The organism is Kribbella sp. NPDC058693 (assembly GCF_042715335.1).
Taxonomy (GTDB): Bacteria; Actinomycetota; Actinomycetes; order Propionibacteriales; family Kribbellaceae; genus Kribbella; species Kribbella jiaozuonensis.
The window spans coordinates 980,639-1,000,826 of record NZ_JBHXSQ010000003.1 but is presented as its reverse complement, the minus strand read 5'-3'; the positions used below and the strand labels follow the sequence as shown (position 1 = coordinate 1,000,826).

Below are 20,188 nucleotides of genomic sequence, written 5' to 3'. Positions count from 1 at the left end.
TTTGGCTCCCGTTCTCAACGTGTCCGATCTTGCGGCCGAGCGCGCCTTCTACGAGAAGCTCGGGCTACCTGTGATCTACGAGGGATCGGAGTACCCGGACTTCATCGCGTTCGGCACGGACACGATCCACTTCGGGATCCAGCAGGCGGAGGCGGAGAACGATCCGCCGAGTGTGCTCACCTGGCAGATCGCGGTGTCCGACGTGGACGCGGCGATCGCCCGCTGCAAGGAGGCCGGCCTCGACTTCGAACTCGAGCAGAACGACCCTGCTCCGGGGTGGACCTATCGCCGCCTCCTGCTCCGTACTCCGAGTGGGTATCGCCTCGCTCTGGAGGGTGAGTCCGAGTAGCTGTTCGGTGGGTGAGATCACTCCTCCGGGGGTTTGTGAAATCTTTCACGAGCCCTTAGCGTTGAAGTTAACATGAAGTCGGAGAACCACTCAGGGAGAGTGAACCGCATGACAGCCCAGGTGCCGCACATCCTCGTCGTCGGAGGCGGTTACGTCGGGATGTACACCGCGTACGGCCTGCGCCGCGCCGCCCGCAAGGGCCGGATCCGCGTGACCGTGGTCGACCCGCGGTCGGTGATGACCTACCAGCCGTTCTTGCCCGAAGCGGCGGCCGGATCGGTGGAACCGCGGCACGTCGTCGTACCGCTGCGCAAGACCCTCAAGGGCTGCCGGGTGGTGACCGGCCGCGTGACCGGTATCGACCACGCGCACAAGGTCGCCAAGGTAATGCCCGAGGAGGGCCCGGAGTATGAGCTCGCCTACGACCAGATCGTCGTCGCGCTCGGCTCGATCGCCCGGACCCTGCCGATCCCCGGCCTGGCCGACGAGGCCACCGGGTTCAAGAACGTCGAGGAAGCGATCGCGCTGCGCAACAAGGTCCTGGACCGGCTCGACGTCGCTTCGTCGCAGCCCGACCCGGCGCTGCGCAAGTCCGCGCTGACGTTCGTCTTCATCGGCGGCGGGTACGCCGGTGTCGAGGCGTTCGCCGAGCTCGAGGACATGGCCCGTTACGCCACCCGTTACTACGACAACATCAAGCCCGAGGACATGCGCTGGGTCCTGGTCGAGGCCACCGGGCGGATCCTGCCCGAGGTCGGTGAGGACCTCGGCAAGTACACCGTGGACGAGCTCCGCAAGCGCAACATGGACATCAAGCTGGAGACCCGGCTGGAGTCCTGCGAGAAGGGCCATGTGATCCTCAGCGACGGCGAGGAGTTCGACGCCGACACGATCGTCTGGACCGCCGGCGTGAAGGCGAACCCGGCGCTCGCCGCGACCGACTTCCCGCTGGACGAGAAGGGCCGGATCAAGACCCTGGCGAACCTGCGGATCGAGGGCCTCGACGACGCCTGGACCGCCGGCGACAACGCCGCCGTACCGGACCTGACCAGCGAGACCGGCGCCTTCTGCGCCCCGAACGCGCAGCACGCCGTCCGCCAGGCCCACCAGCTCGCCGCGAACATCCTCCGGGTGGTCGACGGCCAGCCGCCGCAGGACTACCGGCACAAGTACGTCGGCTCGGTCGCGAGCCTCGGCCTGCACAAGGGCGTCGCCCAGCTGTACGGCGTGAAGGTGAAGGGCTGGCTGGCCTGGTTCCTGCACCGGACGTACCACGTGTCCCGCGTCCCGACCTTCAACCGGAAGGCCCGCGTCATCCTCGACTGGACGCTGGCGCTGTTCTTCCGCCGCGAGGTCACCAGCCTCGGCAGCCTGCAGACTCCGAACGAGGAGTTCCGCCGGGCCACCCAGTCGTAAACCTGATCGGCCGGCCCTCGACTCGCCGGGGGCCGGCCTTCTTCATTCGTTCAGCAGATCCGCGTCGTGCACCAGCAACGCGATCTGGACGCGGTTGTTCAGGTCGAGCTTGGTGAGGATGCGGGAGACGTGCGTCTTCACGGTCGGCACGCTGAGGTAGAGCGTCGCGCTGATCTCGGCGTTCGACTTCCCCTCCCCCACGGCGACGGCGATCTCGCGTTCGCGGTCGTTCAGGTCCTTGAGCCTGGCGACGGCCTTGGCCTTGCGGCTGTCGGTGCCGGAGTCGGCGACGCGGGTGATGAGGCGCTTGGTGACGGCCGGCGAGAGGACGGGCTGGCCGGCCGCGACCCGGCGTACCGACTCGACGATCTCGCCCGGCGGGGTGTCCTTCAGGACGAAGCCTGCCGCGCCGGCGCGGAGCGCCCGGAGTACGTGCTCGTCGGCGTCGAACGTGGTCAGGATGACGACCTCGGGCGCGCCCGGACGGCGCCGTACCGTCTCGGTCGCGGTCAGGCCGTCGGTGCCGGGCATCCGGATGTCCATCAGGATCACGTCCGGCGCGAGCCGATCGATCAGTGTCTGTACGCCGGAACCGTCGCCGGCCTCGCCGACCACGCGAATGTCCTGCGCGCCGCCCAGCATCAACTTCAGCCCGGCCCGCAACAACGGATCGTCGTCGACGATCAGCACCCGAATGGTCATGCGGGCCACGGTAGCCAGGCGTAGAGGCGGAAGTCGCCTTCGGGGGTGCGGCCGTGTTCGATCCGGCCTTCGACCAGGGCGGCGCGTTCGCTGAGTCCCTTCAAACCTTGGCCATCTCCTCGTCTGCGGTTGGGCGCCGGGTTGCGCAGCTCCACCGACAATCCGTTGCCGGGGGCACCGGTCACGCTGATCGTCACCGGTTCGCCGGGCGCGTGCTTGACCGCGTTCGTGAGGCCTTCCTGCACGATGCGGTACGCCGTACGCCCGACGTGCTCCGGCATCGCGCCCGGTGCGTCGAGGGTGAGGTCGACGGGGATGCCGGCCTCGCGGGAGCCGTCGATGAGTGCGGGTAGGTCGGAGAACGCCGGCTGCGGGAGTTCGCCGACGGGCGCCCGCAGTACGCCGATCACCTCGCGGAGATCCTGCAGCGCCTGGTGCGCGCTCGCCCGGATGATCTCGGCGGCGCCGGCGACCTCGTCCGCGGACGCGTCCTGGCGATACGCGAGCGCACCGGCGTGCACGCTGAGCAGGGACAGCCGATGCCCGAGTACGTCGTGCATCTCGCGGGCGATCTCCTCCCGGGCGCGGAGCTGGCCCCGCTCGGCCTCGAGTCGCGCGACCGCCTCGGCGCGATCGGCGCGGTCTCGCAACGTCTGCAGGAGCTGGCGGCGGGATCGGATGTAGAGACCCCAGCCGGCCACGGCGACGTACACGGAGATCGCTGCGATCACGACCGCCGTGGGATCGTCCGGCTTGTCCCTGATCTGGACGTAGACGGCCAGACTGATCGCGTTCACGCCGAAGACCAGCACGGTCGTCCGCAGCGGCCGATGGATCGCCACGGTGAGGATCAGGATCAAGGCGGCCACCCCGGCGGTGTCCGAGAAGGTCGAGACGGCGGCGCCGATGATCGCCAGTTGGAGCGGCCAGCGCCGGCGGAACCAGAGCGTGAGGCACAGCGCCATCCCGACGTAGAAGTCGATCGCGAGGAGGCCGGGGCTGATCGGGTCCTTACTGCCCTCGTCGTACAGCAGGAACCCTGCGAAGACCGCGACGACGAAGACGATGCTGTCCACGATCCAGTCGCGCGTACTCCGCCGGAAGAGCTCCTTCATGGTTCGAATGTAGCGGCGCGTAAGCGTTCTCCGGCGGCTTGACGGCCGTCCGGATACCGAAGTCGCTTTCTTGCGGTACTTAGGTCAACGGTAGGTTGCCGGGCATGAGTCAGCTCGCTGTCACCGTCATCGGCCCGGACCGCCCGGGCATCATCGCGGACGTCACCGGGGCCCTGGTCGGTACCGGGGTCAACCTCGAGGACACCACCATGACGCTGCTGCGCGGCCATTTCGCGATGATGATCGTCTGCGCGGGGCCGATCGACGAGGTCGAGTCGGCGCTGGAGCCGCTGCAGGGCGAGCTGGTCATCACGGTGCGGACGATGGGTCCGGAGCACGAGCACGCGCCGATCGGTGCGCCGTACATGCTGAGCGTGCACGGCGCCGACCGGCCGGGGATCGTGGCGGCGGTGACGCGGATGATCGCCGCGGCCGGCGGGACGATCACGGACCTGGCGACGCGGCTGAGCGGCGGGCTGTACGTGCTGACCGCGGAGGTCGAGCTGCCGCCGTCGGCGGAGCTGGAGATGCTGGACCGCGCGCTTGAGATCACCGCCGAGGAGCTCGGCGTCGGCGTCACCCTGCGCCCGGCGGAGAGCGACGACCTGTGATCTCCCCCTGGTCACCCAAGCTGCTGGACGTCGAAGGCCAGGTCCTGGAGGTCGTCCGCGCTCCGCATCCCGTGCTTGCTACTGAGGGCGCCTCGGTGGACCCGCTCGATCCTTCGATGATTCAGCTGGCGGCGGATCTGGTGGCGACCATGCGGGTGTCGCCCGGGTGCGTCGGGCTGGCGGCGCCGCAGGTGGGGGTGGCGGCGCAGATGTTCTCGCTGGATGTGAGCGATCACCCGAAAACCCGCACGTGTCACGGTGTCTTCGTTCTCTGCAACGCGGTCGTGGTCGAGGCTTCTCGGAATGAGAAGGCTCGTGAGGGGTGCATGTCCGTCCCGGACTTCACCGGCGACGTCAAACGGGCGACCCGCCTGACCGTTCGCGGCGTACTGCCTGGGACTACGGATTCTGTCACCATCACGACCGATGCCTTCGAGGCTCGGGCGCTCCAGCACGAGATCGACCACTGCAACGGCAAACTCTTCCTCGACCGCGTCGCCGGCGCCCACGCCGTCTACCCGCGGAAGAACTACCAATAGCTTGTACCCTCAGTCCGAAGCCCGGGTGGCGGAACGGCAGACGCAGCGAGCTTAAACCTCGCGGCCCCAACAGGCATACGGGTTCGAATCCCGTCCCGGGCACAGAACATGCTGTCGGACTACTGCAGCCAGCCCACGCGCGCTACGCAGCCGCTCCGTTCGTCGCTCCGCTCCTCACCCGCGGCCGCTACACCCGCTCCCACCCCACCCCCGGGCTCATCGCCCGGAACATCCTTTCCCGCTATCGCGGGCTTGGTCGGCTACCGCCGACGGGTGCCGGCTGCCGCCGGCGAGTGCGCGCTGCCGCGCGATCGACCGCCCCGTGGTCGGGTACAGACCGTCTCCTGCAGCCGCCGCCTCGGGCGGCGTCGTACGGCCCTGCCTCGTTCTGGGGGAGCTGGTCGTGGTGGCTTCGGGGCTACAACCGCTTCCACCGATCAGAGCCGGGTGGTCCGGCTGGTGCCGTGCAATTCGTGTGCGGGGTGGACCTGATGTGGCCTATGGTCGAGTGTTTGTCTGACGTGAGATGGGCGGCTTTCGTGAGACCTGTTCGGATTGGGGTTCAGTTGGCGCCGCAGCGGGCTGAGTATGGGGATATTCGGCGGGCGGCTGGTGAGGTGGAGGCGCTGGGGGCTGACGCGCTCTTTACCTGGGATCACTTCTTTCCGTTGGGGAAGGATGCTGAGGGCAAGCACTTTGAGGGGTGGACGGTGCTTGCGGCGTTGGCTGAGCAGACGGCTCGGGTGGAGCTTGGGGTGCTGGTTAGTTGTAACAGTTATCGGAATCCGGAGCTGCTGGCTGACATGGCTCGGACGGTCGATCACATCAGTGGTGGGCGGGTGATCCTTGGGGTCGGGGCTGGGTTCAAGGAGCGGGAGTTTGTTGAGTACGGGTATGAGTTTCCGTCGCCTGGGCGGCGGGTTGCCGAGTTGGCTGGGGCGTTGCCGAGGATCAAGAAGCGGCTGGGTGTGTTGAATCCGCCGCTGGTTGGGCGGATGCCGATTCTGATTGCTGGTGGGGGTGAGCAGAAGATGCTTCGGATCGTTGCCGAGCATGCTGATATCTGGAACACCTTTGCTGAGGGTGAGGATCTGGTGCGCAAGCTCGGGTTGCTGAAGAAGTACTGCGCTGAGATCGGGCGGGACCCGTCGTCGATCGAGTACTCCGTGCATGTCGGGGGCGATCCGCGCGAGGCGGGGCCGCCGTTGCGGGAACTTGGGGTCAGCTTGTTCACGACTTCTACCAGTGGACCGGACTACGACCTCGAAACCGCTCGGCAGTGGATCGCCTGGCGGGATGAGCAGAACGCCTGACGGACCTTGGTCGTCAGCGGGCGATGTCGGCTTGGTAGCAGGTTAGGTGCCAGGTTGCTTGGGTTGGGGGTGTGCCGGTTGGGCGGGTGCAGTGGCCGGAGGCGAAGGTGATGGTTCGGTCGCCGGCGAGGTAGCACCAAGCGTCGTAGTCTTCGTTGTTGCCGTAGGCATAGGACAGGTAGTGCTTGACGGCTTGGCCTCGTAGGAATGGGGTTTGCAGGCGGTGTTGCGCTTCGACGGGGAGGTTGCCGAGAAAGCCGCGCATGTCCTCGGTGAGTTGCAGGTCCGGTGGCGGCGCGGCCGGCTCGGGGGTGCCGGCTCGGCCTGAGACGAGGGAGCGTAGGGCGCCGCGGGGTTTGGTGGGTTGCTGCTGTACGACGGCGTGCTTGAGGCTCGACGGTACGAACAGATCGAGTCGCACGCTCTGGGTGCGTTGACCCTGCTGGTTGACCTTCGGAGTCGTCACCGCCAAGCCGTTCGGGCCGAGGACGACAGCGTACGGGCGGTCGCGTTCTCGTTTGTGGCGGTCGGCCCACCAGTCGATCCGCGGTCCGACCTTGCGTTCGACGTACGCCTTGACGTCGTCGTGGAGTTCCTCCCAGAAGTGGAACCGATCCGGGGCCGGGATGAAGTTGAGGTTCGTCGCCTCGTGGGCGCCGGGCATCTGGGGTTTGGCGGTCGAGCGTTCGACACCGCCCGCCTCCCGGCGCGTGGCGGGGCGTCCGCGGGATTGCTCGGGCAGATTCCCGCTGGTCATCTGAACACCCGTTTCGGAGGCATGCCGGGAGCTTCCAACACCTGCACCACCCGGGTCAACCTCACTCCCCCGGCCCTGTGGATAACCCGGCGAGAGTCTTCGCGCGGGCCAGGACGGCGTCGAGCATGGGTTCGGTGAGTTTGCCGGTGAACGTGTTCTGCTGGCTGGGGTGGAAGCAGCCGAGGACGGCGATTTCGCCTTGTGGGGTTGGGATCTGGTGTTCGACGGCGTGGCCGAACTTGGGGCGGGGTCGCGGGATCGTTGCGCCCAGCGAGGCGAGTCCGTTGAGCAGGGCGTCGTACCCGAACTTGCCGAGGCAGACGATGGCTCGGGTGGTGGCGAGGGACAGTTCCAGCTCGCGGCGGAACCACGGGGCGCAGTTGTCCCGTTCGTCGGGTGTGGGTTTGTTGGCGGGTGGGGCGCAGCGGACGGCGGCGATCATGCGGGCGCCGGTGAGGCGGAGGCCATCGCCGGCGTGCTCGCTGGTGGGCTGGTTGGCGAGGCCTACGCGGTACAGCGAGGCGAACAACCAGTCGCCCGAGCGGTCGCCGGTGAAGACGCGGCCGGTGCGGTTGCCGCCGTTCGCGGCCGGGGCGAGGCCGGCGATCAGGATGCGTGGGGCCGGGTCGCCCCAGCCGGGGATCGGGCGCCCCCAGTACGGCTGGTCGGCGAAGGACTTTCGCTTGCCGACAGCAACGTCTTCCCGCCATTCCACCAGCCGCGGACAGGCGCGGCAGACCGACACCCGTGCTTCCAGTTCGTGTAGGTCATCGACCGCCGCGAGCTTCACCACCTTGGCGGCGTCACGCGCCACCGGAGTACGCCGTACAGCAGGATCCTCTGGCCACCCGGTCCCCGGCGGCACCGGACTCTCGAACAACTGCCCCGTCAACGGATGCGGAAGCTTCATCCCCTCAGACTAAAGACATGACCGCCATCGGAGTCATCGCATCCTCCGATCGAGCTGTTTCGCGGCCCACGCGAGGCATCCCGCGTGGGCCGGTCATCTGGAGACGCTGCGCGCGGCAGGCGTCGTACTGATCGAATGGGAGGCGGACGGGCGGGAGTTGCCCTGGGCCCGCATTCTTACGGCCGTTGATGGGCTAAGCGGCTAGCTCCTCGACGGGCTGCGCCTCGGTGGCCTCGATAGGTCGCGTACGACGAGGGCTCGGGATCGCGAGCGCCAGTACGACGGCTGCCGCGGCGAACGCGGCCAGCAGCAGGAACGTGTCGGTGAAGCCCGACTCGGCCGGGAGACCTGACGGCTGCAGATGGCCGGTGATGATCGAGCTGGCCAGCGCCGTACCGATGGATCCGCCGATCGTGCGGATGTTGGTGTTCATGCCGGTCGCCGCGCCCGTCTGCTCGCGCGGGACGTTCTGGACGATCAGGCTGGTCATCGACGCATAGGCGAGCCCCAGCCCGACGCCGAACAACGCCGTCGATACCGCCACCTGCCACTGCTGGTCGTGGAACTCCGCGAAGATCAGCGCCGCGACCAAGCTCAACGCGGACCCGGAAACGACCTGCGCCTTCACGTTGAACCGCGGCGCAAGCGGACCGCTCAGAGAACCAGTGACCGCCATCGTGACCAGCATCGGCAGCATCAGCAGCCCCGCCTGCGTCACGCTCGCCCCGAAGCCGAACCCGGCCGCCTTCGGGATCTGCAGGAACTGCGGCACGAACGCGTACACCGCGAACATCGCCGCGCCGAACAGCAGCGCCACCAGGTTCGTCGTCCACACCGCCGGGCGGCGCATCATCCGCATGTCGATCAGCGGGTTCCGCGACCGCAGCTCAACGGTGATCCAACCGACCAGCAGTACGACGGCCACCGCGAACAGGCCGACGGTACGGAACGAGCCCCAGCCCCACATGCGGCCGCTGCTCAGCGGAAGCAGCAGCGCGATCAGCCAACCGGACAGGAAGGCAGCAGCGAGCCAGTCGATTCGGCCGGCGACGCGGTTCGGCGACTCCGGGACATACCGGCGTACCAGCACCGAAGACACGGTGACGACCGCCATCGGGATCCAGAACAGCCAGCGCCAGCCGAGCCATTCGACAATCGGGCCGGCCAGCACGATCCCGAGCCCACCGCCGGCGGCGATGATCGCGGAGACCACGCCGACCACCGACGGCACGCGCTCGGCCGGGAACTCGTCGCGGATGATCCCGAACGCCAGCGGGAAGACAGCGCCGCCGACGCCCTGGAAGACGCGGGCAGCGATCAGTACGCCGATGTTCGGTGCGAGGGCGGCGATCAGACAGCCGACGGCGAGCGCGCCGAGGGCGATGAACAGCGTGCGCTCCTTGCCGACCATGTCGCCGATCCGGCCGAGCAGCGGGGTCGCGACCGAGACGGACAGCAACAGCGCGGTGAAGACCCAGGTGACCGTGCTCGGGGTGGTGTGCAGGTCGTGCTGGATGACGGGCAGCGCCGGGCTCACCAGCGACTGCAACATCGAGAACGATGCGACGACCGTGGCGAGGACCGCCAAGGTCAGACGCGGGTTTCCAGACCTGATGACAGGCATGCAGAAGTCCTTCGAAAGGGGTGTGATCGCGCCGTACGACGGCGCGGGAATCCCCGGCCTGGTAAAGTCGAGGTGTGCCTCCACTATACCGGAGGGATGCCTCCGGTAACAACTGGCTAAGGTGATCGAATGGTGAGCGAGCAGAGCAGGCCGGCTTTGCAGGTCGACGTACGCCGGCCGCAGCGGGCGGACGCACGGCGGAATTTCGACGCCCTGCTCGTCGCCGCCCGGGACGCGTTCGCCACCAAGGGCGTCGAGGCTTCGCTCGAGGACATCGCCCGCCAGGCCGGGGTCGGCATCGGCACGCTGTACCGCAACTTCCCGAACCGTCAGGACCTGCTCAACGCGGTCTACTTCGGCGAGATCGAGGAGCTGTGCATCGCCGCCGAGAAGGTGGCCGATCTACCGCCGTGGGACGCGCTGACGACGTGGCTGCACCGCTTCGTCGAGTACGCCGCGACCAAGCGCGCGATCTGGGAGTCGCTGAACCGCGAGACCGAGAGCTTCAAGGCGGCCCGGGCGGCGATGTACGCGGCCGGGACGCCGCTGTTCGAGCGCGCCCAGGAGGCCGGCGAGGCTCGCAAGGACGTCTCGTTCGACGACCTCCTCCGCATGGTCAGCGGCCTGACCGCGGCCGGCTTCGTCGACCAGGCCCAACGCGACCGGGTCCTGACCATCGCCCTCGACGGCGTCCGCATCAGGTAAGCGAGAGCGCGACTCCGTCGAGGATGTCGTGTTCGGAGACTGTCAGGGCGTCGACAGGAAGACGGTCGGTCAGGCGTTGGAGAATGAGGGCGCCGGCGCCGATGACGTCCACGCGGCCCGGGTGGATGGACCGTACGGCGGACCGCTCCGCGCGGGTCGACGTGGTGAGCCAGGCGGTGGTTCGGCGTACGTCGGCGGCCGTCAGCTGAGCGTGGTGGACGGCGTTGCGGTCGTACTCCGGGAGGCCTAGCGCGACCGCGGCGACGGTGGTGGCGGTGCCGGCTACGGCGATCAACGCGCGGGTGTCGGCCAGCGGGACCGTGGTGCCGTCGAGGAGCGCGTCGATGTCTTTGGTGATCGCGGCTAGTTCGGCCGGGGACGTCGGGTCGGTGGTGATGTGGCGTTCGGTGAGGCGGACGGAGCCAATGTCGAGCGATTCGGCTGCTCGTACGCCGTTCTGGTCGCCCAGGACGAGTTCAGTCGAGCCGCCGCCGATGTCGGCGACCAGGTACGGCGCGGGGAGGTCGAGGGACATGGTCGCGCCGCGGAAGCTGAGTTCGGCTTCTTCTTCACCGGAAATGATCTCGGGGCGTACGCCGAGGCGCGCCTCGATGCCGGCTAGGAACTCGTCGCGGTTGCTGACATCGCGGGCCGCGGAGGTGGCGACGAAACGAAGCCGGTCGACAGACTCGATGACAGCTGCGAAGTCGTCAGCTGCCTTGAAGACGCGCATGAGCGCTTCCGGGGCGAAGGCGCCGGTCGCGTCGACGCCCTGACCGAGGCGGACGATGGTCATCCGCCGATCGACCTCGACCAACTGACCGTCGACCAGATCCGCAATCAGCAACCGGATCGAGTTCGTGCCACAGTCGATCGCGGCAACCCGCTCAGACACACGGGCCTCGACGGCCCCAGTCGTCCAGGGCTTCCAGCGCCTCGTCGCCAAGCGGATTCACGCCAGGACCGGCAGCCAACGAGTGGCCCACCAGGACATGCAGGCACTTCACGCGGGTCGGCATCCCGCCAGCCGTGATGCCGGCGATCTCTTCGACATGTTCGATCGACTCGCGGTGCGCGAGGTACGACTCGTGCGCGGCCCGGTAGCGCTCAGCCAGCTCGGGATCCTCGGCCAGGCGATCCGTCATCTCTTTCATCATCCCGGAGGCCTCGAGCGTCCCGATCGCGGACGCCAGCCGCGGGCACGTCACGTAGTACGTCGTGGGGAACGGCGTACCGTCCGGCAAGCGCGGCTCGGTCTCGACCACGTCGGGGAGGCCGCAGCTGCACCGATGTGCGATCGAGCGGATCCCTCGCGCCGTACGGCCGAGCTGTTTGCTGACTGCTTCTTGATCGGCAGGGCTGACACTCACCGGGTCACCTTAGGTGACGGCGTGATGATCGGCTTCGGGGTGGGTTTGGCCGGCGTCGGCGTCGCGGCGACGGGCGGCTTGCCGGCGCCCTCGACGCTCCCCCACAGCTTCGTGTACCAGGTCGGCTTCTGCGTGTCCGTCGCACCGTCCGAGGGCGTCGACGGCTCCGGCGGGGCGCCGACCGGCTTCCCGTCCGCGCCGATCACGCGGTACCCGACCTCACCCGGCATCACCCAGCCGAGCCGCTGCCGCGCCTGTGCCTTCACGTACGCGTCGTCGTTCCAGCGGGCGATCTCGTCGTTCAGCTCGCCGACCCGCTTCTCCCGGTCGCGGATCTCCTGCTGCAGCGCGCTGACCTGCTGGTGCTGGTCGAACCACACCCGCAGGCTCTGCGCGTACGACACGATCAACGCCCCGAGCACGAGCAGTACGACGGCCGCCCGGCCGGTCAGGTTGCGGGAGCCCCGGGTCCGCGCCGGATCGGCCTGGGTTCCCGCCGTACGGCGTTTGGGCTGGTCGCCCCGCCGGGCCGGTGGACGCGACTGGGTCCGGCTCGACGGACGCGAGCCGGGGCGTGCACCGGATTCCCGACGGGACGGCATACCTGGGTCCTCCTGAGACTCAGCCCTGGAAGCGCGGGAAGGCCGAGCGACCGGCGTACGTCGCCGCGTCGTCGAGCTCCTCCTCGATCCGGAGCAGCTGGTTGTACTTCGCGGTGCGGTCGGACCGGGCCGGGGCGCCGGACTTGATCTGGCCGCAGTTGGTCGCGACCGCGAGGTCGGCGATCGTGGTGTCCTCGGTCTCGCCGGAGCGGTGGCTCATCATGCAGGTGAAGCCGCTGCGGTGGGCCAGGTCGACGGCGTCCAGGGTCTCGCTCAGCGAGCCGATCTGGTTCACCTTGACCAGCAGGCTGTTCGCCGCCTTCTCGGTGATACCGCGCTGCAGCCGCTCGACGTTGGTGACGAACAGGTCGTCGCCGACGATCTGGATCTTGTCGCCGAGCTGACCGGTCAGGCTCTTCCAGCCGTCCCAGTCCTCCTCGTTCAGCGGGTCCTCGATCGAGACGATCGGGTACGACGCGACCAGGTCGGCGTAGTAGGCGATCATCTCGTCGGCCGACTTCTTGCCGCCCTCGAACGCGTACACGCCGTCGGTGTGGAACTCGCTCGCCGCGACGTCCATCGCCAGCGCGATGTCCTTGCCGAGCTGCAGACCGGCCTTCTCGATCGCGACCGCGATCAGGTCGAGGGCCTCACGGTTGCTGGCCAGGTTCGGCGCGAAACCGCCCTCGTCGCCGAGACCGGTGGACAGGCCGCGCTCCTTCAGCACCGCCTTCAGCGCGTGGTAGACGGTCGCGCCCTGCATCAGCGCCTCGCCGTACGTCGCGGCGCCGATCGGGGCGATCATGAACTCCTGGACGTCGACATTGCTGTCCGCGTGCGCGCCGCCGTTCAGGATGTTCATCATCGGCACCGGCAGGACGTGGGCGTTCGGGCCGCCGACGTAGCGGAACAGCGGCAGGCCGGAGCTGTCCGCGGCCGCCTTCGCGACCGCGAGGCTGACGCCGAGGATGGCGTTCGCGCCGAGCTTGGCCTTGTTCGGGGTGCCGTCCAGGTCGAGCAGGGCCTGGTCGATCAGCCGCTGCTCGTGAACGTCGTACCCGACGATCTCCTTGTCGATGTCCTCCAGGATCGCGGTGATCGCCTTCTGGACACCCTTGCCGCCGTACCGCTCCTTGTCGCCGTCACGCAGCTCGACGGCCTCGAACTGGCCGGTGGACGCGCCCGACGGGACGGCCGCCCGGGCGACGGTGTCGTCGTCGAGCAGAACCTCGACCTCGACAGTGGGGTTGCCGCGCGAGTCGAGGATCTCGCGGGCGCCGACGGCCTCGATGGTGGCCACATTGACTCCCAAGTTCTCGATGACGAATCGGTCCCGAGCCTAGCCTCCAGACCACCAGCCTCAGTGGACCGCGTCGGTCCTAACGATCGCATCCGGAGGTACCTCCCGCGTCAGTAACACTCCGTTGGCCGCCCGAAAGACCGCAAGATCCCCGGAATCCACACCCAGCAAGACTTCTACGGCCGTTTCGGTGACGGAAGAACAGGTAGTACAACTACTTGCGGAAGTGGAAAGTTATTGGTTAGCTTTCCGGTGTGGAAAGTGATGCGGAGGAGCAGTTGCGGATCATCGAGCGGGCCGAGGCGGCGCCGTACGTGAGTTATCCGGAGACGCCGTGGTGGTATCCGCCGGTCGTCGGGCTCTGGGTGGCGGGGCTGATCGGCACCTTCGCGTGGTGGCGGGAGAACGGGCTGCTGTTCGTCGGGTCGCTGGTTGGGTTGATCGCGTTGGAGGTCGGGTTCCTGACCTGGATGCAGCGGCGGCACGGTGCGATGCCGTTCCCGGGGCGTGGGCGGCCGCCACGGGAGATCGGACGGATCTGGAAGCGGTACTTCATGACAGTGCCCGTGTTCGTGCTGATCGTCGCGCTGGTCTGGTGGCTGGGCGGAGTGCTCGCCGCCGCGGTGACTGCGTTCGTGCTGGTGACCGCCGGCCTCTGGTTCTACGAACGCCGGTACGCCGTCGCCGCCGCGCAGGTCCGGGAGCGTCTCGGGTGATCGATGGCCTCGACCCGGTGATCCACGCGCCGAAACGGCTGGCGGCGATGGCTGTCCTCGCGAACGCGACGACCGTGACATTCCGGTTCCTCAAGGACTACCTGGAGGTGAGCGACTCCGACCTGTCGAAGCACATGTCGGCGCTGGAGTCGGCCGGATACGTCGCGACGACCAAGACCGGTCACGGCCGCGGCGCGACCACGACGTACCGGATGACGAAGGCGGGGACCCAGGCGTACGCCGCCCATCGGGACGCGCTCCGGGCGCTCCTGGACGGGCCGAAGTAGTTCAGGCGCTCTCGGCGGCGCGGACCTGCTCAGCGAGTACGCCGACCGCCTGCCGCAGCGCCTGCTCCGCGTCGACCCCCAGGCGGCGTGCCTCGCGCACGACGGCAAGCAACTCCGGCCCGATCTCCTCCGCGGAGGTCTCCACCTCCGGGGACGCCTCCGACGGGAGAACCTTCGCCGAGCGGCCCAGGACCTTGTCGGCCAGAGCCAGCGCAGGCAGGGCTAGCGGGATGCCTTCGAGGACCGAGGAGCGCTGCTTCTCGGCCGCCTTGATGGTCTCCCAGTTGGCCTCGACGGCAGCAGCGTCCGCTGCGTCGACCGTGCCGAAAACGTGCGGGTGGCGGCGGATGAGCTTCTCCACGATGCCGGCGGAGACATCGTCGATCGTGAACGCCTCGTCCGGGTTGTCCTCGGCGATCCGGGAGTGGAACGCGACCTGCAGCAGCAGATCACCCAGCTCCTCCTGCAGGTGCGAGAGATCCCCGGTGTCGATCGCCTCGAGCGTCTCGTACGTCTCCTCGAGCAGGTACTTCGCGAGGCTCTCGTGCGTCTGCTCCTGGTCCCACGGGCAGTTCCGCCGCAGCCGGTCCATTACCCGCACGAGGTCGATCAGCCGAGCGCCAGGTACGTCGTAGGAGCCGTGCAAGATCTCCACCTGGTACGACGGCTCGCGGACCAGCTCGTCGGACACGACGCGGAGCAGACCCGGCTCGCCGTCGTCACCGGTCAGCCAGACCACCTGTCGTCCCTCGGCGGCGGCAGACGACAGCCAGGCCCACGCGGCGGAGACGCCGGCCTCGACCTGGGTGACAACGAGGCCGGAGCCGATCACAGCCTGTACATCCGGGCGGCCCGGACCGCCGGCCGCGCCGATCTCGTCGGCAGCCTCGAGCGCCTGCCAGGTCGCGCGGGTCAGCAGACCCGGCGCGACCCGGGGGCTGGTGAGTACGACCGTGATCGTCCCACCGCTACTCATGAGCCGTCAGCCCTGGGGCTGGGCTTGCTGGGCGGCGTCGGCCGCGGCTTTGCGCTTGGCAGCGGTCTGGTCGGACTCGACCGAGAGGGAGCCCGAGACGCTCGTGTCGAGCTTGCCGTCGGTCCACTGGCCGAAGCGCGGGGCGACCGAGACCTTGATGTCCTTCGACGCGTCCTTGACCGCGAGCAGGCCCTGCTGCAGCTTGGCCTGGTCCTGCAGGTCCTTGATCGTGCCGCCGCCGAGCTTGACGGTGACGACCGCCGCGGTGGCAACCTCGTTCAGGAAGTCGCGGGTGACCGTGTCGGACTGGAACTTCTGGAACGTCGCCTCGTCGTCACCGACCGCGCTCTTGGCCGCCGTGGCGGTCTCCGCGGGCGTGACCGAGATCGACTTGTCCTGCTTGACCTGCCCGAGGATCGCGTTGTTCACCAGGTCGCTCAGCGCGGCGGCAGTGTTGTAGTTCTGCCCGAGCGCGGTGCTCACCGCCTGCGAGGTCTTGTCGACGTCGCCGATGCTGATCTCGGTCGTGCCGACAACGGCTGCCGCACCCGGGTGTGTGCCCGCCGCGCAACCACCGGTCAGCAGCACGATCGCCGCCACCGCACCGAGAGCCCGTAGCCGTGTGCTCACCGAATCTCCTCGTATCTGTTCTTCAAAGGTTTCACGCCGGCACCACGATAGGTTCCGCGATCACGTCGTCGATCAACCGGGTGCACCATTGCAGCAACTCCTGGTCGCGGAGCGGCTGACCGCCGACCGGCCTGGTGGCAGGTCTCGGCACCAGAATGGTATGCAGTTGCGGCTTCACCAGACTCTTCGGGTACAGCCTGTTGAGCCGGAGCACCTTCGAATCGGGCAGCTCGACCGGCCCGAACCGGATCATGTTCCCCTGCAGCGTGACGTCGTGCAGCCCCGCCCGGCGGGCGTGGTTGCGGAACTTCGCCACCTCGATCAGGTTCAGCACGGCCTGCGGAATGTCGCCGTACCGGTCGTGCAGCTCCTCGACCAGCTCCGCGATCCCGTCCTCGTCCCGGACGGCGGCCAGCCGCTGGTACATCTCCAGCCGCAGCCGCTGCGACGGGATGTAGTCGTGCGGCAGATGCGCGTCGATCGGGAGCTCGATCTTGACCTCGGGCTCCTCCGTCTGTGTGTCACCGCGGTACTCCGCGACCGCCTCGCCGACCAGCCGGACATAGAGATCGAATCCGACATCCGCGATGTGCCCGGACTGCTCGCCGCCGAGCAGGTTGCCCGCGCCGCGGATCTCCAGGTCCTTCATCGCGACCGCCATACCGCCACCCAGATCGGCGTGCTGCGCGATCGTGGCCAGCCGGTCGTGGGCTGTCTCGGTCAGCGGCTTCTCGGGCGGGAAGAAGAAGTACGCGTACGCACGCTCCCGGCCACGACCGACGCGACCGCGGAGCTGGTGCAGCTGGGACAGGCCGAGCAGGTCGGCGCGTTCGACGATCATCGTGTTCGCGTTCGAGATGTCGATCCCGGACTCGACGATCGTCGTACACACGATCACGTCGGACTGCTTCTCCCAGAAGCCCTGGATGACGTTCTCGAGCGTGTGCTCGTTCATCTGGCCGTGCGCGACCGACACCCGCGCCTCGGGCACGAGCTGACGGATCCGCGCGGCGGCCTTCTCGATCGTGTTGACCCGGTTGTGGACGACGAAGACCTGCCCCTCGCGGAGCAGTTCGCGCCGGATCGCCGCGGTCACCTGGTGTTCGTCGTACGCACCGACGAAGGTCAGCACCGGGTGCCGCTCCTCGGGCGGGGTCGCGATCGTCGACATCTCGCGGATACCGGTGATCGACATCTCCAGCGTCCGCGGGATCGGCGTCGCGGACATCGTGAGTACGTCGACCGCCGTCCGGAGCCGCTTCAGCTGCTCCTTGTGCTCGACGCCGAACCGCTGCTCCTCGTCGACCACGACCAGGCCGAGGTCCTTGAACGCGACCTCGCCGCTGAACAGCCGGTGCGTCCCGATCACCACGTCGACCGACCCGTCGGCGAGGCCGTCGATCGTTGCCTTCGCCTCCTTGTCGGTCTGGAACCGCGACAACGGCGCGACGTTCACCGGGAACGCGGCGTACCGCTCGGCGAAGGTCGCGTAGTGCTGCTGCACAAGCAGCGTGGTCGGCACGAGTACGGCGACCTGCTTGCCGTCCTGCACCGCCTTGAACGCGGCCCGGACGGCGATCTCGGTCTTGCCGTAGCCGACGTCACCGCAGACGATCCGGTCCATCGGCATGACGCGTTCCATGTCGTGCTTGACGTCGTCGATCGTGGCCAGCTGGTCCGGCGTCTCGACGAACGGGAACGCGTCCTCGAGCTCACGCTGCCACGGGGTGTCCTTGGCGAAGGCATGTCCCTTGGTCGCCTGACGGGCGGCGTACAGCTTGATCAGCTCGCCGGCGATCTGGCGGACGGCCTTGCGGGCGCGGCCCTTGCGCTTGGCCCAGTCGCCGCCGCCCATCTTGTCCAGCGTCGGCTGCTCGCCACCGACGTACCGCGTGACCTGGTCGAGCTGGTCGGTCGGCACGTACAGCCGGTCGCCCGGTTGACCGCGCTTGCTCGGCGCGAACTCGATCACGACGTACTCGCGGGTGGCCTTCTGACTGCCCGAACCGACGGTCCGCTGCATCATCTCGACGTAGCGGCCGACACCGTGCTGCTCGTGGACGACGTAGTCGCCCGGCTGCAGCTCGAGCGGGTCGATCGTCTTCTTCCGGCGCGACGGCATCCGTTGCTGGGAACGGCGTTCGGCCGCGGACCGCTGCCCGGCCAGGTCGTTCTCGGTGAGTACGGCGAACTTGATGCCCTCGGCAATGAACCCGTGGTCCAGCTGCCCCTGCGAGATCAGGACGACGCCCGGCTCCGGGATCTCCTCGATCCCCTCGACCACGCGGGCCGGCAGCTCGGCCTCGGAGAACACCTCGGCCAGCCGCTGCGCGGGACCGTGTCCTTCGGTGACGCAGACGACGCGCCAGCCGTCCCGGAGCCAGCCGCGGATGTCCTCGGCCGCGGCGGCCGTCTCACCGCGGTACGGGTCGACCTCGTGGACCGCGAGGATCCTGCTGGTGACCGCACCGGCGTTGGCGTCGATGTCGAACGAGACGCGCTCGCCCATCGAGTCCCGCAGTACCGGAGTGTCGTCGGTCGGCGCCGCCGCGAACGGCGAGAGGCTCCACCAGGCCAGCCCCTTGCCCAAGGCATGCGACCGGACGTCTCCCAGTGACATGTACGCCGCTGCGCCGAGGTCGATCGGGGCCTCGCCACCACCGGCGGCCGCGGCCCACGACGCATCCAGGAACTCCTGGCTGGTCGCGACCAGATCGTGCGCCCGGGCCCGGACCCGCTCGGGGTCGCTGACGATCACATGCGCACCGGCCGGCATCAGGTCGACGAGCAGCTCCATGTTGTCGACGAGCACCGGAGCCAACGACTCCATGCCCTCGACGGCATGCCCCTCGGCGAGCTTCTCGAACAGCTCGGCCAGCTCGGGGTGTTCCTTCGCGAGTACGGCGGCACGCGAACGCACCTCGTCGGTCAGCAGCAACTCGCGGCACGGCGGCGCCCACAGACCGTGCTCGGCGATCTCCAACGAGCGCTGGTCGGCGACCGCGAAGTACCTGATCTCCTCGACGTCGTCGCCGAAGAAGTCGACCCGGAGCGGGTGCTCCTCGGTCGGCGGGAAGACGTCGATGATGCCGCCGCGGACCGCGAACTCGCCGCGCCGCTCGACCAGATCGACCCGGTGGTACGCCGCTCCGGCGAGCCGCTCCACTACATCTTCGAGCTCCATCGAGTCGCCGACGTGCAGCTGCACCGGCTTGAGGTCAGCCAGGCCGGCGACCTGCGGCTGCAGCACGGATCGCACCGGCGCGACCAGGATCTTGATCGGCCCGGTGGTCTCGTCGGACGGATCCGGGTGCGCGAGACGTCGCAGTACGGCGAGACGCCGGCCGACCGTGTCGGAACGCGGCGAGAGACGCTCGTGCGGGAGGGTCTCCCACGCCGGGTAGTAGGCGACGGTGCCGGGCTCTTCGACCAGGCACTGCAGCTCCTCGGCGAGCTCCTCGGCCTCGCGGAAGGTGGCCGTGACCGCGAGGACCGGGCGGTCGGCGCCGTTCTGGGCGGCGGCGATCGCGGCGAGCAGGACCGGGCGCACCGGGCCGGGCGCGCTCAGGTCGAGGGTCGTGACACCGTCGCTCTTGGCGTCACGAACGGCCTCGGACACCACCGGATCGGTGATCAGGGTGTCGACCAGACCGCTCAATTTCACGAGTTGTACTTCCCTTGGGTTGCATCCAGGCCGTCGGTGAGCAGGCACTCGACGGCGTCCGCGGTCCGGTCGACGGCGAACGGAAGATCCTTGCGTTCGGTCGAGGAGAACTCGTTGAGGACGAAGTCTGCGGGCGCCTGCCGGCCCGGCGGACGACCCACACCGAACCGCACTCGATAGTACTCACCGGTGCCAAGCGATTTCCGCAGTGACTTGAGCCCGTTGTGCCCGTTGTCCCCGCCGCCGAACTTGCAGCGCAGTACGCCGAAGTCGATGTCCAGCTCGTCGTGGACGACGACCAGGTTGGCCGGGTCCAGCTTGAAGAACTTCAGCAGGCCGGAGACCGGGCCGCCGGACTCGTTCATGTACGCGCGGGGCTTGGCCAGCACCGTCCGCAGGCCACTGATCCGGGTCTCGATCAGCTCGGCCTTGACCTGCTTACTCTGCTTCCACTTGCCGCCGGTCCGGGCGGCAAGCTCGTCGGCCACCAGGCAGCCGATGTTGTGCCGGGTGCGGGCATAGGAAGGGCCGGGATTCCCCAGTCCGACGACCAACCACACGTCGTCCGCCACGGATCCCGGCCCTCCTGAAGTTCGGCTGCT

Annotated in this window: 21 protein-coding genes and 1 tRNA gene; 9 read left to right on the top strand and 13 right to left on the bottom strand. The window is 68.4% G+C overall.

The features are described 5' to 3' along the window. The first annotated feature begins 19 nt into the window (after window positions 1–19). The gene (locus tag ACFWUU_RS22895; protein WP_170989975.1) at window positions 20–349 is read left to right on the top strand and encodes a VOC family protein; all 330 of its coding nucleotides are present in this window, start codon (window positions 20–22) and stop codon (window positions 347–349) included. A 108-nt stretch (window positions 350–457) separates the two neighbouring features. Then, window positions 458–1,765: an NAD(P)/FAD-dependent oxidoreductase gene (locus ACFWUU_RS22890; protein ID WP_380177957.1), complete on the top strand. Its 1,308-nt coding sequence runs from the start codon at window positions 458–460 to the stop codon at window positions 1,763–1,765. Between the two features lie 42 nt (window positions 1,766–1,807). On the opposite strand, the gene ACFWUU_RS22885 is transcribed toward ACFWUU_RS22890, so the two are convergent. Together ACFWUU_RS22885 and ACFWUU_RS22880 are read right to left on the bottom strand one after the other, a co-directional pair. Then, on the bottom strand, window positions 1,808–2,467 hold the full coding sequence (locus ACFWUU_RS22885) for a response regulator transcription factor (protein ID WP_137258486.1): 660 nt from the start codon (window positions 2,465–2,467) through the stop codon (window positions 1,808–1,810). Then, window positions 2,464–3,582 (bottom strand): sensor histidine kinase, encoded by a 1,119-nt coding sequence (locus ACFWUU_RS22880; protein ID WP_380177955.1) that lies wholly within the window; start codon window positions 3,580–3,582, stop codon window positions 2,464–2,466. The genes ACFWUU_RS22885 and ACFWUU_RS22880 overlap by 4 nt, the downstream gene beginning before the upstream one ends. A 104-nt stretch (window positions 3,583–3,686) precedes the next feature. On the opposite strand from ACFWUU_RS22880, the gene ACFWUU_RS22875 reads away from it, so the two are divergent. From ACFWUU_RS22875 to ACFWUU_RS22860, 4 genes are all read left to right on the top strand, one after another. Next, complete coding sequence (locus ACFWUU_RS22875; protein WP_137258488.1) at window positions 3,687–4,193, top strand: glycine cleavage system protein R; 507 nt, start codon at window positions 3,687–3,689, stop codon at window positions 4,191–4,193. Beyond that, window positions 4,190–4,732, top strand: a complete 543-nt coding sequence (gene def / locus ACFWUU_RS22870) for a peptide deformylase (RefSeq protein ID WP_380177953.1) — start codon at window positions 4,190–4,192, stop codon at window positions 4,730–4,732. The genes ACFWUU_RS22875 and def overlap by 4 nt, the downstream gene beginning before the upstream one ends. Before the next feature lie 19 nt (window positions 4,733–4,751). Further along, window positions 4,752–4,834, top strand: a tRNA-Leu gene (locus tag ACFWUU_RS22865). Window positions 4,835–5,223: 389 nt separating this feature from the next. Further along, entirely contained in the window at window positions 5,224–6,045 is an 822-nt protein-coding gene (locus tag ACFWUU_RS22860) for an LLM class F420-dependent oxidoreductase (RefSeq protein ID WP_380179049.1), read from the top strand. Between the two features lie 13 nt (window positions 6,046–6,058). Here the strand turns inward: ACFWUU_RS22860 and ACFWUU_RS22855 are convergent, their stop codons facing one another. The 3 genes from ACFWUU_RS22855 to ACFWUU_RS22845 form a co-directional block, all read right to left on the bottom strand. Further along, window positions 6,059–6,802 (bottom strand): hypothetical protein, encoded by a 744-nt coding sequence (locus ACFWUU_RS22855; RefSeq protein ID WP_380177951.1) that lies wholly within the window; start codon window positions 6,800–6,802, stop codon window positions 6,059–6,061. 61 nt (window positions 6,803–6,863) lie between these two features. Then, window positions 6,864–7,712: a uracil-DNA glycosylase gene (locus tag ACFWUU_RS22850; protein ID WP_380177949.1), complete on the bottom strand. Its 849-nt coding sequence runs from the start codon at window positions 7,710–7,712 to the stop codon at window positions 6,864–6,866. 193 nt (window positions 7,713–7,905) lie between these two features. Beyond that, entirely contained in the window at window positions 7,906–9,336 is a 1,431-nt protein-coding gene (locus ACFWUU_RS22845) for an MFS transporter (protein WP_380177947.1), read from the bottom strand. Between the two features lie 129 nt (window positions 9,337–9,465). On the opposite strand from ACFWUU_RS22845, the gene ACFWUU_RS22840 reads away from it, so the two are divergent. After that, window positions 9,466–10,041: a TetR/AcrR family transcriptional regulator gene (locus tag ACFWUU_RS22840; protein ID WP_380177946.1), complete on the top strand. Its 576-nt coding sequence runs from the start codon at window positions 9,466–9,468 to the stop codon at window positions 10,039–10,041. Here the strand turns inward: ACFWUU_RS22840 and ACFWUU_RS22835 are convergent. Genes ACFWUU_RS22835 through eno form a run of 4 tightly spaced genes read right to left on the bottom strand, consistent with a single transcriptional unit; the run spans window position 10,034 to window position 13,313 of the window. Then, window positions 10,034–10,936 (bottom strand): exopolyphosphatase, encoded by a 903-nt coding sequence (locus ACFWUU_RS22835; protein WP_380177944.1) that lies wholly within the window; start codon window positions 10,934–10,936, stop codon window positions 10,034–10,036. The two genes, ACFWUU_RS22840 and ACFWUU_RS22835, sit on opposite strands and share 8 nt — an antisense overlap. Next, window positions 10,929–11,411: a DUF501 domain-containing protein gene (locus ACFWUU_RS22830; protein ID WP_380177942.1), complete on the bottom strand. Its 483-nt coding sequence runs from the start codon at window positions 11,409–11,411 to the stop codon at window positions 10,929–10,931. The genes ACFWUU_RS22835 and ACFWUU_RS22830 overlap by 8 nt, the downstream gene beginning before the upstream one ends. Next, the gene (locus tag ACFWUU_RS22825) at window positions 11,408–12,013 is read right to left on the bottom strand and encodes a septum formation initiator family protein (protein WP_380177940.1); all 606 of its coding nucleotides are present in this window, start codon (window positions 12,011–12,013) and stop codon (window positions 11,408–11,410) included. Before ACFWUU_RS22825 ends, ACFWUU_RS22830 begins: the two co-directional genes overlap by 4 nt. A gap of 19 nt (window positions 12,014–12,032) precedes the next feature. Then, window positions 12,033–13,313, bottom strand: a complete 1,281-nt coding sequence (gene eno / locus ACFWUU_RS22820; RefSeq protein ID WP_371404687.1) for a phosphopyruvate hydratase — start codon at window positions 13,311–13,313, stop codon at window positions 12,033–12,035. A gap of 254 nt (window positions 13,314–13,567) precedes the next feature. Here eno and ACFWUU_RS22815 point away from each other — a divergent pair, with 254 nt between their 5' ends. Both ACFWUU_RS22815 and ACFWUU_RS22810 read left to right on the top strand, forming a co-directional pair. Next, window positions 13,568–14,029 (top strand): hypothetical protein, encoded by a 462-nt coding sequence (locus ACFWUU_RS22815; protein ID WP_380177938.1) that lies wholly within the window; start codon window positions 13,568–13,570, stop codon window positions 14,027–14,029. Then, on the top strand, window positions 14,026–14,316 hold the full coding sequence (locus tag ACFWUU_RS22810; protein WP_134123511.1) for a transcriptional regulator: 291 nt from the start codon (window positions 14,026–14,028) through the stop codon (window positions 14,314–14,316). The genes ACFWUU_RS22815 and ACFWUU_RS22810 overlap by 4 nt, the downstream gene beginning before the upstream one ends. A gap of 1 nt (window position 14,317) precedes the next feature. Here the strand turns inward: ACFWUU_RS22810 and ACFWUU_RS22805 are convergent, their stop codons facing one another. The 4 genes from ACFWUU_RS22805 to pth are packed head-to-tail and all read right to left on the bottom strand — an operon-like array spanning window position 14,318 to window position 20,158. Beyond that, the gene (locus ACFWUU_RS22805) at window positions 14,318–15,292 is read right to left on the bottom strand and encodes a MazG family protein (protein WP_137259070.1); all 975 of its coding nucleotides are present in this window, start codon (window positions 15,290–15,292) and stop codon (window positions 14,318–14,320) included. A gap of 6 nt (window positions 15,293–15,298) precedes the next feature. Further along, a complete protein-coding gene (locus ACFWUU_RS22800; RefSeq protein ID WP_137259069.1) occupies window positions 15,299–15,922 on the bottom strand; it encodes a hypothetical protein in 624 nt (207 codons plus the stop codon). A 31-nt stretch (window positions 15,923–15,953) separates the two neighbouring features. Continuing rightward, window positions 15,954–19,586, bottom strand: a complete 3,633-nt coding sequence (gene mfd, locus ACFWUU_RS22795; RefSeq protein WP_380177936.1) for a transcription-repair coupling factor — start codon at window positions 19,584–19,586, stop codon at window positions 15,954–15,956. Beyond that, complete coding sequence (gene pth / locus ACFWUU_RS22790) at window positions 19,583–20,158, bottom strand: aminoacyl-tRNA hydrolase (RefSeq protein ID WP_380177934.1); 576 nt, start codon at window positions 20,156–20,158, stop codon at window positions 19,583–19,585. The genes mfd and pth overlap by 4 nt, the downstream gene beginning before the upstream one ends. Window positions 20,159–20,188 lie beyond the last annotated feature (30 nt).